10 protein-coding genes and 1 tRNA gene are annotated in these 13029 nt (G+C 72.2%); 7 read left to right on the plus strand and 4 right to left on the minus strand.

Annotated features, from left to right (window positions below):
• The first annotated feature begins 30 nt into the window (after positions 1–30).
• Positions 31–116, plus strand: a tRNA-Leu gene (locus tag N1F89_RS07075).
• 142 nt (positions 117–258) lie between these two features.
• Positions 259–2073: an adenine deaminase gene (gene ade, locus N1F89_RS07080; RefSeq protein ID WP_290082859.1), complete on the plus strand. Its 1815-nt coding sequence runs from the start codon at positions 259–261 to the stop codon at positions 2071–2073.
• Positions 2074–2161: 88 nt separating this feature from the next.
• Here the strand turns inward: ade and N1F89_RS07085 are convergent, their stop codons facing one another.
• Positions 2162–3328, minus strand: coding sequence for an alpha/beta hydrolase (locus tag N1F89_RS07085; RefSeq protein ID WP_290082860.1), 1167 nt, complete (start codon positions 3326–3328; stop codon positions 2162–2164).
• Positions 3329–3428: 100 nt separating this feature from the next.
• Positions 3429–4889 (minus strand): TrkH family potassium uptake protein, encoded by a 1461-nt coding sequence (locus tag N1F89_RS07090; RefSeq protein ID WP_290082862.1) that lies wholly within the window; start codon positions 4887–4889, stop codon positions 3429–3431.
• A 142-nt stretch (positions 4890–5031) separates the two neighbouring features.
• Between N1F89_RS07090 and ilvA the strand changes: the two genes are divergently transcribed.
• Both ilvA and N1F89_RS07100 read left to right on the plus strand, forming a co-directional pair.
• Complete coding sequence (gene ilvA / locus N1F89_RS07095) at positions 5032–6288, plus strand: threonine ammonia-lyase IlvA (RefSeq protein ID WP_290082864.1); 1257 nt, start codon at positions 5032–5034, stop codon at positions 6286–6288.
• 85 nt (positions 6289–6373) lie between these two features.
• Complete coding sequence (locus tag N1F89_RS07100) at positions 6374–7612, plus strand: MFS transporter (protein WP_290082866.1); 1239 nt, start codon at positions 6374–6376, stop codon at positions 7610–7612.
• Here the strand turns inward: N1F89_RS07100 and N1F89_RS07105 are convergent.
• Positions 7581–8558, minus strand: a complete 978-nt coding sequence (locus N1F89_RS07105; RefSeq protein ID WP_290082868.1) for an alpha/beta hydrolase — start codon at positions 8556–8558, stop codon at positions 7581–7583. The genes N1F89_RS07100 and N1F89_RS07105 overlap by 32 nt on opposite strands.
• Positions 8559–8767: 209 nt before the next feature.
• On the opposite strand from N1F89_RS07105, the gene N1F89_RS07110 reads away from it, so the two are divergent.
• Complete coding sequence (locus tag N1F89_RS07110) at positions 8768–10093, plus strand: MFS transporter (protein WP_290082870.1); 1326 nt, start codon at positions 8768–8770, stop codon at positions 10091–10093.
• A 108-nt stretch (positions 10094–10201) separates the two neighbouring features.
• Here N1F89_RS07110 and N1F89_RS07115 read toward each other — a convergent pair whose 3' ends face one another.
• Positions 10202–11008: an SDR family NAD(P)-dependent oxidoreductase gene (locus N1F89_RS07115; RefSeq protein ID WP_290082871.1), complete on the minus strand. Its 807-nt coding sequence runs from the start codon at positions 11006–11008 to the stop codon at positions 10202–10204.
• Positions 11009–11220: 212 nt separating this feature from the next.
• Between N1F89_RS07115 and N1F89_RS07120 the strand changes: the two genes are divergently transcribed.
• Both N1F89_RS07120 and N1F89_RS07125 read left to right on the plus strand, forming a co-directional pair.
• Positions 11221–12255 carry a cysteine synthase A gene (locus tag N1F89_RS07120; RefSeq protein WP_290082873.1) on the plus strand — a complete coding sequence of 345 codons (1035 nt, stop codon included), beginning with the start codon at positions 11221–11223 and terminating at the stop codon, positions 12253–12255.
• Positions 12255–12998, plus strand: a complete 744-nt coding sequence (locus N1F89_RS07125) for an alanyl-tRNA editing protein (RefSeq protein WP_290082875.1) — start codon at positions 12255–12257, stop codon at positions 12996–12998. Before N1F89_RS07120 ends, N1F89_RS07125 begins: the two co-directional genes overlap by 1 nt.
• Positions 12999–13029: the final 31 nt, after the last annotated feature.

Here is a 13029-nt window from a genome sequence, read left to right on the forward strand (position 1 = left end):
TGTATGGATGGCCGCGTGGCCCGCCGGCCAGCGGACGTGGCGGAACTGGTAGACGCAAGGGACTTAAAATCCCTCGGGCCTTGCCCGTACGGGTTCGATCCCCGTCGTCCGCACCAGCGGGCCGCCGGCGCGGCGCTTGCCGCCGATCGGGCGAAGCAGTTTCGTCCCCGGCATGCGTGATCGCGGCGGTGCCGCCGGCTGGATAATGCGCGGCAAGCTTGGCACAGTGCGGCAACATCCAGGAGGAGACCGCCCGCCATGCCCGCATCCCGCAAGACGTCCGCCCGACCCGCCCCGTGGCACGCGGTGGCGCAGCAGCTCGTCGACGTGGCCACCGGGCGGCGGCCGGCCGACCTGGTGGTGCGCAACGGGCGCTGGGTGAACGTGCATTCCGGCGAGGTGATCGCCGGCACCGACGTCGCCGTCGCCGCCGGCCGCTTCGCCTATTGCGGCCCCGACGCCGGCCACGCGATCGGCAAGGGCACGCGCGTCGTCGACGCCGCCGGCCGCTATCTGGTGCCCGGCCTGTGCGACGCGCACATGCACGTCGAAAGCGGCATGGTGACGGTGACCGAGTTCTGCCGCGCCGTCATCCCGCACGGCACCACCGCGATGTTCGTCGACCCGCACGAGATCGCCAACGTGCTCGGCCTCGACGGCGTGCGGCTGATGCACGACGAGGCGCTCGCCATGCCGGTCAACGTGTTCGTGCAGATGCCGAGCTGCGTGCCATCGGCGCCGGGGCTGGAGAATGCCGGCGCCAGCCTCGGCGCGGCCGAGGTCGCCGAGGCGATGACCTGGGACAACATCATCGGCCTCGGCGAGGTGATGAACTTCCCCGGCGTGGCGGCCAACGATCCCGTCATGGCCGGCGAGATCGCCGCCACGGTGAAGGCCGGCCGCACCGTCGGCGGCCACTACGCCTCGCCCGATCTCGGCCTCGCCTTCCACGGCTATGTGGCCGGCGGGCCGCAGGACGACCACGAGGGCACCCGCGTGGAGGATGCGGTGGCGCGCGTGCGCCAGGGCATGCGCGCCATGCTGCGGCTCGGCTCGGCCTGGTACGACGTGGCGAGCCAGATCAAGGCGGTGACCGAGCAGCGCCTCGACCCGCGCGGCTTCATCCTGTGCACCGACGACAGCCATTCCGGCACGCTGGTCGCCGAGGGCCACATGGACCGCGTGGTGCGCCACGCCATCGCCCAGGGCCTGAACCCGGTGACCGCGATCCAGATGGCGACGCTCAACACCGCGCAGCATTTCGGCCTGGAGCGCGAGCTCGGCTCCATAACGCCGGGCCGGCTGGCCGACTTCCTGGTCGTGTCGGACCTGCCCGGCCTGGTCATCGACGAGGTCTATGGCCGCGGCGTCCGGCTGGCGCGCGGCGGCCGGCTGGAGGCCGACATTCCCGCCTACGACTATCCGGCGAGCGCCAAGCGCACGGTGCGGCTCGGCCGCCGGCTCGCCGCCGCCGACTTCGACATTCCCGCGCCGCCGGGGGCGGCCGAGGTGACGGCGCGGGTGATCGGCGTCATCGAGAACCAGGCGCCGACGCGCGCCCTGCAGGCCGAGCTCGCCGTCGAGGACGGCGTGGTGCGGATGGACCGGCGCAACGACGTGTGCCAGATCGCGCTGGTCGAGCGGCACCGCGGCACCGGCACGGTGACCAACGGCTTCGTCTCGGGCTTCGGCTACACGCAGGACTGCGCCATGGCCTCGACGGTGGCGCACGATTCGCACCACATGATCGTCGTCGGCACCGACAAGGCCGACATGGCGCAGGCCGCCAACCGGCTGGGCGAGATCGGCGGCGGCGTGGTGATGGTCTCGCGGGGGCGCGAGCTGGCGCTCGTCGAGCTGCCGATCGCCGGGCTGATGTCGGACGCGCGCGCCGAGGTCGTCGCCGACAAGGCGGCGAAGCTGTCGGCGGCGATGCGCGACATGGGCTGCAGCCTCAACAACGCCTACATGCAGCACTCGCTGCTGGCGCTTGTGGTGATCCCCGAGCTGCGCATTTCCGACGTCGGTCTCGTCGACGTCACCCGGTTCGAGACCGTCGACCTGTTCGTGTGAGGCCGGACGGGGGCGCCCGGCGTCGGTCCTGCCCGCCGGCCGGCCGCCGGTGCGCCAGGCCGGGCGGCACCGCCCGCGCCGCCCTTCTCTACTGCTGGGTGACCACCGACAGCACCTCGGCCGGCGTGGTGATGATGATCTCGGCCGCCGAGCCGACCGTCTGGCCGAGCCCGCCGGCCAGCCGCGTGATGCGGTCGGCGACGTCGCGCTCGTTGTTGCCGAGCGCGTCGTCTTCCCTCAGCCGCTCGCCGAGCAGCCGTACCAGCAGCGGGTTGTCGGCGAACTTGGTGTGGTTGAGGCCGTCGCCGGCGGCCAGGTTGGTGACGTCGACGACGATGACGCCGAGCGCGGCCAGCCGGTCGACGTCGCGGCCGTAGCCGACGCGCGGCCGGTTGCCGGCGATCAGCGAGGAGACCTGCAGCGCCCGGTCGTCACCCGAATGCAGCACGAAGAAGGCGCGGTCCGGCCGGCCGATGCGCTGAAGCTGGCTGGCGAACACGTCGATGTCGATGTCGGGCGAGGCGAGCACCACGTCGCCGAGCCGGCCGCCGATGTCGCGGTCGCCGGTGATGGCGAGCTGGCGCAGCGCCTCCATCGCCACCCAGTTGCCCATCGAGTGGGCGACGATGTCGATGCGCGTGGCGCCGCTCGACGCCAGGAGCCGCAGCGTGCGCTCCAGCCCGTCGCGGCCGATCGTGGCGGAGTTGCTGTCGTAGATGTAGTCGACGACGCGGCCCGCCGAGGCCCAGGAAAACAGCACCGGCACGCCCTTGTAGCTGGCGTCGTGCACGATCTGCGTGGCGCGGTAGACCGCCTCGTCGAACAACGTGTTGTAGCCGTGCACGAACACCATCGCCCGGCCGTCGGCCGCCGCCAGGGCCTGCGACAGGCCGGAGGAGAAGCTGCCGGTGTCGGGATAGACGCCGATCTCGCGCGCGGCGAAGTGCTTGGCCGGGTCGCGCGGCGCGCGGCCGGGCGGGCTCTCGATCTTGCCGGTCTCGTGCACCGGCGGCACGCTGACGTCGACGCGCGCGAAGGTTACCGTCTCGGCCCGGTCGCGGCCGAACACCTCGCCCGGGTCGTCGGCCGGTTCGCGCGTGGTGGCCACGAAGATGCGATGCTCGGCCGCCACCTGAGCCTCGGCGGCGAAGGCCACGTTGGTCAGCTCGTGCGACTGCCGCCCGGCGCAACCGCCGGCCGACACCGCGAGCGCAACGATCGCGCACACGCGCAGGAACACGGGAACTGAAGACATCGGCGGCCGCATCTCCTCCGGTCGGCGGTATCCGACGACTTAGCGCCCGCGGTGCCGGCGGTCCAGTCACGCCTTGTTCAGCGCCCGCCGGGCCGCGGCTCTAGCGGCTCCAGAACACCGGCGTGAAGATCACGAGCACGGCGAGCAGCTCGAGCCGGCCCATCAGCATGGCGACCGACAGGATCCACTTGGCCGTCTCGGGCAGCGGCGCGAAGCTGCCGGCCGGCCCGATCACCGGGCCGAGGCCGGGGCCGACATTGGTCAGCGCCGACAGCGCGCCGGAGACCGCGGTGACGAGGTCGAGCCCTGTCGCCGCCAGCATCAGGATGAGCAGCGCCCAGATGACCAGAAAGGCCGACATGAACAGCACCACCGCGCGCTGCAGGTCGTCGTCGACCGGCCGGTCGCCGTAGCGCACCGTCTGCACGGTGCTCGGAAACACGAAGCGCCGCAGGCCGTTGGCCAGGAGCTCGAACAGGATGAGGAAGCGGTAGGCCTTGATGCCGCCGGTCGTCGAGCCGGAGCAGCCGCCGAGGAACATCGCGACGAAGGCGGCCGCCACGGCGAACGGGCCCCAGGCCGAGTAGTCGTCGCTGGCATAGCCGGTCGTCGTGATGATCGACACGAAGTTGAAGGCCGAGTGGGTCAGCGTCTCGGCGAAGGGCAGCCCCGTATGGAGGTGCATGTAGACCGCCACCGCCAGCACGAAGACGACGACATAGCCGGCGAAGACGCGGATCTGCGGATCGCGCAGCGCGTCGAAGCGGCCGCGCACGGCGAACAGCACCAGGATGGAGAAGGGCAGGGCGCCGGCGAACATGAAGACCGTGCCCACCCAGAGCACGGCCCAGTTGTCGGCGTAGTAGCCGAGCGAGGCGTCGTGCGTGGAAAAGCCGGCCGTGGCGATGGTCGTCAGCGCGTGATTGAGCGCGTCGAACGGCGTCATGCCGGCGGCCGCGTAGGAAATGGCGCAGGCCAGCGTCAGCGCCGCGTAGATGCTGACCAGCGACATGGCGAAGGTCGAGAAGCGCTCGAACGGGCGGTCCTCGATGTCGGAGGATTCGATCTTGAAGTAGGACACGCCGCCGACGTTGAGGAACGGCAGCACGAACAGGCCGAGCGCGATGACGCCGAGCCCGCCGATCCACTGCAGGATCGAGCGCCACAGCAGCAGGCCGGGCGGCAGGCCGTCGAGGCCGGTGACGACGGTGGCGCCGGTCGCCGTCACGCCCGACACCGCCTCGAACACCGCATCGGCCAGGCTGAGCTCGAGCGACGAGGCGATCAGCGGCACCGCGCCGGCGATGCAGGTGGTCAGCCACAGCAGGTTGACCACCAGGAAGCCGAAGCGCGAGGAGATGTCGGCCGGCTGGTTGCCGCGCGTGGCCAGCGTCACGGCGAGCGCGAAGCCGCCGGTGAAGAAGGCGGAGAAGGCGAAGACCTTCCAGTCGTCGTTGCCGTAGTAGAGATCGACCGCCGCCGGAATCAGCATGCCGATGGCCAGGTAGATCGCGCACACCGCGGCAATGTGGATCGCTGCGCGAACGGCGGAATACTGCACGGACGGGTCTCGGACTGGTTGCTCGGGGCGGCCTGCGCACCGGCGATTCCGCCGCGCCGCGGGCCGACAGTGGCGTCACGCGTCCATTTATGCAATAGCCGCCGGCGACGAGGCGCGGGCCGCAAGGCCCGGGGAGACAGCCATGACGGCATTCGCCGAGGCGGTGCGCGAGGCCGCCGGCGCCATGCGCGCCGTGTTCGCCGAGACGCCGCTGCAGGAAAACGACTACCTGTCGAAGAAGACCGGCGCGCGCGTGCTGCTCAAGCGCGAGGACCTATCGCCGGTGCGCTCCTACAAGATCCGCGGCGCGCTCAACTTCATCCGCAAGCGGCTGGCGCGCGCCGACGCGCCGGCGCGTTTCGTGTGCGCCTCTGCCGGCAACCATGCCCAGGGCTTCGCCTTCGTGTGCCGCCATGTCGGCCGGCCGGGCGTCGTCTTCATGCCGGTCACCACGCCGCAGCAGAAGATCGACAAGACCCGGCTGTTCGGCGGCGCGTTCGTCGAGATCCGCCTGGTCGGAGACTATTTCGACGCCACCAACCGCGCCGCGCTGGCCTTTGCCGCGGAGACCGGCGCCGAGATGGTGCCGCCCTTCGACCATCGCGACATCGTCGAGGGCCAGGCGACGGTGGCCGAGGAGATCATGCGCCAGGCGGCCGGCGGCCGCGCGCCCGACATCGTCATCCTGCCGGTCGGCGGCGGCGGCCTGGCGGCCGGCGTGACGCGCTATCTCGGCGAGGCCGGCCTGGCGCCGCGCTTCGTCTTCGCCGAGCCGGCCGGCGCGCCCAGCCTGGCCGAGAGCCTTACGGCGGGCCGCCGCATCGAGCTGCCTTCGGTCGACAACTTCGTCGACGGGGCGGCGGTCGCGCGCATCGGCGCCGAACCGATGCGCGCGCTCAAGGGCTTCGCGCCGGAGACGGTGCGCCGCATCCCGGAAAACCGGCTGTGCGCGACGATCATCGAGATGCTCAACATCGAGGGCGTGGTGCTGGAGCCGGCCGGCGCGCTCGCCATCGACGCGCTGAAGGATCTTCCCGCCCGCGAGCTGAAGGGCCGCACCGTGCTGGCCGTCGTGTCGGGCGGCAATTTCGACTTCGAGCGGCTGCCGGAGGTCAAGGAGCGGGCGCTGCGCTTCGAGGGCCTGAAGAAGTACTTCGTCTTCCGCTTTCCGCAGCGGCCCGGCGCGCTGCGCGACTTTCTCGACCTGCTCGGTCCCGACGACGACATCGCCCGCTTCGAGTACCTCAAGAAGTCGGCGCGCAATTTCGGTTCGGTGCTGATCGGCATCGAGACCAAGGACCGCGCCAACTTCAAGCGGCTGACCGCGCGCTTCGAGAAGGCGGGCTGGGCCTACCAGGACATCACCGACAACGAGACGCTGGCCGGACTGCTGATCTGACGCTGTGCGGCGGCGCTGCTGGCCCAATTGCCTTTCGCAGGCGGGCACGGCTAACTGCCAGTCCCGACACTGAGCCGAGGGACCCATGGCCGGACTAGCCGCGCTCGCCATCGCCTATGTGCTGTCGCAGTTCTACCGGACCTTCCTGGCCGTCCTGACGCCGGCGCTGACGGCCGAGCTCGGCGCCAGCAAGGCCGACCTGTCGCTCGCCTCGGGCGCCTGGTTTGCCACCTTCGCGCTGATGCAGTTCGCCGTCGGCCTGTCGCTCGACCGCTTCGGCCCGCGTCGCACGGCGGCGCTGCTGCTGGCGACCGGCGCCGGCGGCGGCGCGCTGCTGTTCGCCTTCGCCAGCCAGCCGTGGATGATCGTCGCCGCCATGGGGCTGATCGGCATCGGCTGCGCCCCGGTGCTGATGGCCTCGCTGTTCATCTTCGCCAAGACCTATTCGGCCGCCCGCTTCGCCGTGCTGACCTCGTGGCTGGTCGGCTTCGGCTCGGCCGGCAACGTGATCGGCGCCTCGCCGCTGGCCGCCGCCGCCGAGGCGTTCGGCTGGCGCCCGGTGATGCTCGTGCTGGCGCTGTTCACACTCGCCACCGCGCTCGCCGTCGGCGCGCTGGTGCGCGATCCGCCGGCCGACGAGGGCGAGGCCGCCGGCGCGCCGGGGCTCGCCGGCATCGCCCAGCTCCTGCGCATGCGGGTGCTGTGGCCGATCATTCCGCTGACGGCGCTGCACTACGCGCCGTCGGCCGGCATCCGCGGCCTGTGGGCCGGGCCCTACCTGTCCGACGTCTACGGCGCCGGCGGGCTGGCCATCGGCCAGGTCACGCTGTTCATGGCGCTGGCGATGGTCGCCGGCTCCTTCCTCTACGGTCCGCTCGACACGCTGCTGCGCACGCGCAAGTGGATCGCGGTCGCCGGCACGACGGTCTCCATCGTGGCGCTCGGCTGGCTCGCCGCCGAGCCGCGCGCCGGCTTCGCGCCGGCCACGGTGCTGTTCGTCGTCATCGGCATGTCCGGCGCCGGCTATGGCCTGCTGATGGCCCATGCGCGCGCCTTCCTGCCGCCGCATCTGGTCGGCCGCGGCGTCACCTTGATGAACTTCTTCTCGATCGGCGGCGTCGGCGTGATGCAGTTCGCCACCGGCGCGGTGGTCACCGCCGCGGCGGTGCCGGGCGAGCCGGCCGCCGCCTACGGCACGCTGTTCGCCTTCTACACCGGCATGCTGGTGGTCGGGCTTGCCGTCTATCTGCTGGCGCGCGACGCGCCGCCGGAGCGCCGAGCGCGGCCGGCCGTCAGCGCGCCAGGCCGCCGATCCACGCCGTGATGCGCTCGGCCAGCCGCGCGGTGGTCGACGGCGACATCGCGTCGCCGGCCAGCACGTGGTCGGTCGGATCCTCGGCATCCTCGACGATCACCGTCTCGACCGGTCCGCCCCAGCGCGCGGCGACCGCCGCGGTGCGCTCCGGCCGCACCACCTGGTCGTCCGGCGCGTAGACGAACAGCGCCGGGATCGCCACGTCCTCCACCGGTGCCGCGGTCGCCAGCGCGACGGTGGCCGCCATCGGCAGCAGCGCGCGCGTCGGATAGCGCGTCGTCCACAGCGCCTGCTGCGCCGGGTTGATCGGCTCGAAGCCGCGCTCGGGGCCCGAGACGAGCTCGGCGATGGTGCCGCCCCATGGCAGGGTCAGGATGCCGGCGCCGGCCGCGCGCGGCCCGAAATTGGGCGACACCAGGACGAGGCCGAGCGTGTCGGCCATCAGGCCGGCGTCGTCGGCCGCGGCCCAGGTGACCAGGGAGCCGCCGGTCGAGGTGGCGATCACCACGACGCGCTCGCCGATGCGCCGGCCGATCGCCATCGCCTCGGCCAGGTCGTTGACCCAGGCGTTGACCGTCGCCTCGGCCATCGCCGGCCCGTCGCGGCCGTGCCCGGCAAGCCGGGTGTAGAACAGGTTGGCGCCGAGCGCCTCCGCCACCATGTCGGGCAGCGGGCGCAGCTCGCCCTTGGAGGCGGAGAAGCCGTGCACGTAGACGAGCGCGACGGGCGTGCGCGCGCGCCGCTCCGGTTCGGCCCAGACGATTTCCTTGTGAAGCCCGGGCCGGATGCCGTCGACGGCGGCTTCCCGTTGCGCGAGATAGGCCTCGGGATCGTCGCCGATCGCCTGCGGATCGAAGCGCACGGTGGTGTCGGCCGGCACGCGCGGCCCGAGCAGAAAGACCAGCGTGGCGAGCGCGATAAGTGCGATGAAGCCGAGCAGGATGCGACGTCCCATGGATCCCCCGATCGCGCCCCGCGCGCGAAAAGGCGTCTGCGCGCTTGCGCGCGCCGTGCGATTCCTTAACAGCTTTGGCCGGCCGGCACAGCCGCTATCGCGCCGGCCGGCGTCGCGCGGCGCTGAAACCGGCGCGCGCGCCGCACCGTAACGTCCTGCGAGGACCGCCGGCACCGGAGCCCGGCACGGGAAGGAAAAGCGTACCCGCCATGCGACTGCCGACGCGCCGCCTGATGCTCTATGCCGCGCCGGCCCTGCCGCTCGCGGCGCTCACCCTGCCGCTCTACATCATCGTGCCGACCTTCTATGCCGAGACGCTGGGCGTGCCGCTGGCTGCCGTCGGGGCCGCGCTCCTGGCGGTGCGGGTGTTCGACGCGCTGAACGATCCGCTGATCGGCGCGCTGGCCGACCGCTGGCGCCCGGCCTTCGGCCGCCGCCGCACAGCCTTCGCGCTGTCGCTGCCGCTGACCGCGCTCGCCGCCTGGATGCTGTTCCGCCCGCCGGACGGGGCGGGAGCGGGCTATCTGGCGCTCTGGGGCGCGGTCCTTTCGCTCGGCTACACGGCGACGCTGCTGCCGTTCGCCGCCTGGGGGGCGGAGCTCGCCGGCGACTATCGTGAGCGGGCCCGCGTGGCGGCCTGGCGCGAGGGCTTCACGCTGGTCGGCAGCCTGGCGGCGATCGCCATTCCCTTCTCGGTCGGCCTGCAGCGCGCCGAAGGGGCGGGCGACGGGCTCGGCCTGCTCGGCCTCGTCGTGGCGCTGGCGCTGCCGCTGGCCGGGGCGCTGACGCTCGCCGCCGTGCCCGAGCCGCGCGAGCACTCGGTCGCCCGAATCGGCTTCCGCGCCGGGCTTGCCCACATGCGCGGCAACGGCCCGTTCCTGCGGCTGATGGCGGCCTATCTGGTCAACGGGCTGGCCAACGGCATCCCGGCCACGCTGTTCCTCTACTTCGTGTCGGACCGCCTGGCGCTGCCGGAGCTGCGCGGGCCGCTGCTGTTTCTCTATTTTCTGAGCGGCGTGGCCGGCGTGCCGCTGGCGCTCGCCGCCGCCGGCCGGCTCGGCAAGCACCGCGCCTGGGCGCTGGCGATGCTCGCCGCCTGCGCGGTGTTCGTCTGGGTGCCGGCGATCCCGCCCGGCGGCCTCGCCGCCTTCGCCGCGGTGTGCGTGCTCACCGGGCTGGCGCTCGGCTTCGACCTGTCGCTGCCGGCGGCGATCCAGGCCGACGTCATCGACGTCGACACCGAGGCGTCCGGCGAGCAGCGCTCGGGCGTCTACTTCGCCGCCTGGAGCCTGGTCACCAAGCTGTCGCTGGCGCTCGGCGTCGGCATCGCCTTTCCGCTGATCGGGCTCGCCGGCTTCGCCGCCGGCGCCGGCGCGGACAACCCGCCCGGCGCGCTGCTGGCGCTTGCCGCGACCTATGCCTGGCTGCCGGTCGCCCTCAAGCTCGTCGCGGTCGCGCTGATGTGGCGCTTTCCGCTCGACCGGGCGGCCCAGACGCGGCTGCGCGCGCGCATCGAGGCGCGCGGCCGGGCCTGAGCGCGGCTATGGCGTGTCCAGGCGAAGCGGAAACCGGTTCGCCGTTGGCAACCGCGTCGACACGATGACCTGCAGCCGGTCTGCGGTTCCGTGAATGGCAGATCGGCTCTAATCGCGCGCCGCCGGATTGCGCCGGTGCCAGCCGGTCGCGCGGTTCAGGACGGGGTGCACCACGGCGTGCGGAAACAGCCGCAAGGCCTTGAGCGACCATGTGAATCGTCGTGGAAACGTGGTCTCGAACCCGCCCGTGCGCAGCGCCTGCACGATGCGCGCGGCTGCCTTCTCGGCCGGCATCAGCGCCGGCATCGCGAAGCGGTTCTTCTTCGTCAGCGGCGTGTCGACGAAGCCTGGATTGATCATCTGGATGCGGATGTTGAGCTTCTCCAGGTCGAAGCGCAGCGCCTCGGCCATGTTGTTGAGCGCCGCCTTGGAGGCGCCGTAGGCGGCCGCCGAGGGTAGGCCGAAATAGGCGGTGACGGAGCCGGTGATGGCGATCTGGCCGCGGCCGCGCGCGCGCATGCGCTCGATCAGCGGCGCCAGGCCGTGCACAACGCCGAACACGTTGATCTCGATCGTCTTGACGAAGGGTTCGACCTCGAACCGCTCGCCGCGCAGCGGCTGGAAGGTGCCGGCGTTGAAGACGGCGAGCGCCACCGGGCCGGCCTGCGTCTCGATGGCGGCCAGCGTGTCGGCCATGGCCGCGCGGTCGGTCACGTCGCAGGCGAACGGCATCACGCGGCCGGCCAGGCCGGCGGCCTCGCGCGCCAGGTCGGCCAGCTTGTCCTCGCTGCGCGCCGTCGCCGCCACCGTGTAGCCGGCGCGTGCCAGGTCGAGCGCCAGCGTGCGGCCGAGCCCGGTGCTGGCGCCGGTGACCCAGGCGGTCCCGTCGGCCGGGCGTGCCCTGTAGAGTGCCATGTGCGGGTGTCCTCCTCGTTGCCGCCGCCGCGCGTCGTTCCGACGCATCGCATGTAGGACGCGCCGGCCGGCGAGCCAGTGGCCGGCGCGGGAAACGGCTGCCGCGGCGCAAAAAAATTGCCGCGCCGTCGGCCGGCGGCGCGAAATCGCGCCTTGCCACGCCCGCACCCCCTTCTTAGGCTCGCGCCGCACGTGGCACAGCGAGGATACCCATGGACCGTTCGGTCATCGACGTCATCGGCAACACGCCGCTCATCCGCCTGAAGCGCGCTTCGGAGGAGACCGGCTGCGAGATTCTCGGCAAGGCGGAGTTCATGAACCCGGGCCAGTCGGTGAAGGACCGCGCCGGCCTGTTCATCATCCGCGACGCCGAGAAGCGCGGCCTGCTGCAGCCCGGCGGCGTCATCGTCGAGGGCACGGCCGGCAACACCGGCATCGGCCTGACGGTCGTCGCCAACGCGCTCGGCTACCGCACGGTGATCGTGATCCCCGAGACGCAGAGCCAGGAGAAGAAGGACACGCTGCGCCTGTTCGGGGCCGAGCTGATCGAGGTGCCGGCGGTGCCCTACCGCAATCCCAACAACTACGTGAAGCTGTCGGGCCGGCTCGCCGAGCAGCTCGCCGCCAGCGAGCCGGCCGGCGCCATCTGGGCCAACCAGTTCGACAACGTCGCCAACCGCGACGGCCACATCCGCACCACGGCCGAGGAGATCTGGCGCCAGACCGACGGCAAGGTCGACGGCTTCGTCGCCGCCGTCGGCACCGGCGGCACGCTGGCCGGCGTGGCGGCCGGCCTGCGCGCGCGCAAGCCGGAGGTCAAGATCGCCATCGCCGATCCGCTCGGCGCCGCGCTCTACAGCTACTACACCACCGGCGAGCTGAAGTCGGAGGGCGGCTCGATCACCGAGGGCATCGGCCAGGGCCGCGTGACGGCCAATCTCGAGGATTTCCGGCCCGACCTCGCCTATCAGGTGCCCGATTCGGAGGCGCTGCCGATCGTCTTCGACCTGATGCGGGAGGAGGGGCTGTGCATGGGCGGCTCGACCGGCATCAACGTGGCCGGCGCCATCCGTCTGGCCCGCGAGCTCGGCCCGGGGCACACCATCGTCACCATCCTGTGCGACTACGGCACGCGCTACCAGTCGAAGCTGTTCAACCCGCAGTTCCTGCGCTCCAAGGAGCTGCCGGTGCCGCCCTGGATGGAGCGCACGGTCGACATCGCGGTGCCCTTCGAGGACGTCGGGTGATGGCGCATGTGACGGAGGCGATCTTCCGCGACGATGCCTATGCGCGCGGCGCCGAGGCGCGGGTCGTGGCGATCAACCAGCGCGGCGGCATCCTGCTCGACCGGACGATCTTCTACGCCACCTCCGGCGGCCAGCCGGGCGACACCGGCCGTCTGCTGCGCGCCGGCGGCGAGGCGCTCGCCATCGCCGCCACGGTGACCGGCGAGACCAAGGACGAGATCATCCACGTGCCGGCGGCCGGCGCCGCGCTGCCCGAGGTCGGCGAGACCGTCGGCCTGGAGATCGACTGGGAGCGCCGCCACCGGCTGATGCGCATGCACACCGCCTGCCATCTGCTCACCGTCGTGTGCCCGTACCCGATCACCGGCGCGGCGGTCGGCGAGGAGGACAGCCGCATCGATTTCGACCTGCCCGACGCCGGCCTGACGAAGGAGGCGGTGAGCGAGCGGCTGATGGACCTCGTCGCGGCCGACCATCCCGTCTTCGCGCGCTGGATCGACGAGGCGGAGCTCGCCGCCAATCCGGCGCTGGTCAAGTCGAAGACGGTGCGTCCGCCGGCCGGCGCCGGCCGCATCCGGCTGGTGTGCATCGGCGACCAGGGCGCCGTCGACAGCCAGCCCTGCGGCGGCACCCATGTCCGCTCGACCGGCGAGGTGGGCGCCGTGCACATCGGCAAGATCGAGAAGAAGGGGCGCGAGAACCGCCGCTTCCGGCTGCGCTTCGGCGCCGCGCCGGCGGCCTGACGGGAGGCGCCGCCGATGCTATCCTGCCGGG

Source organism: Aquibium sp. A9E412 (assembly GCF_030398335.1).
Lineage (GTDB): Bacteria > Pseudomonadota > Alphaproteobacteria > Rhizobiales > Rhizobiaceae > A9E412.

Excerpts from the sequence above, each read along its gene's own strand:
- ade (WP_290082859.1), top strand. The coding sequence starts at position 259 with ATGCCCGCATCCCGCAAGACGTCCGCCCGACCCGCCCCGTGGCACGCG.
- N1F89_RS07085 (WP_290082860.1), bottom strand. The coding sequence starts at position 3,328 with ATGTCTTCAGTTCCCGTGTTCCTGCGCGTGTGCGCGATCGTTGCGCTC.
- ilvA (WP_290082864.1), top strand. The coding sequence starts at position 5,032 with ATGACGGCATTCGCCGAGGCGGTGCGCGAGGCCGCCGGCGCCATGCGC.
- N1F89_RS07100 (WP_290082866.1), top strand. The coding sequence starts at position 6,374 with ATGGCCGGACTAGCCGCGCTCGCCATCGCCTATGTGCTGTCGCAGTTC.
- N1F89_RS07105 (WP_290082868.1), bottom strand. The coding sequence starts at position 8,558 with ATGGGACGTCGCATCCTGCTCGGCTTCATCGCACTTATCGCGCTCGCC.
- N1F89_RS07110 (WP_290082870.1), top strand. The coding sequence starts at position 8,768 with ATGCGACTGCCGACGCGCCGCCTGATGCTCTATGCCGCGCCGGCCCTG.
- N1F89_RS07115 (WP_290082871.1), bottom strand. The coding sequence starts at position 11,008 with ATGGCACTCTACAGGGCACGCCCGGCCGACGGGACCGCCTGGGTCACC.
- N1F89_RS07120 (WP_290082873.1), top strand. The coding sequence starts at position 11,221 with ATGGACCGTTCGGTCATCGACGTCATCGGCAACACGCCGCTCATCCGC.
- N1F89_RS07125 (WP_290082875.1), top strand. The coding sequence starts at position 12,255 with ATGGCGCATGTGACGGAGGCGATCTTCCGCGACGATGCCTATGCGCGC.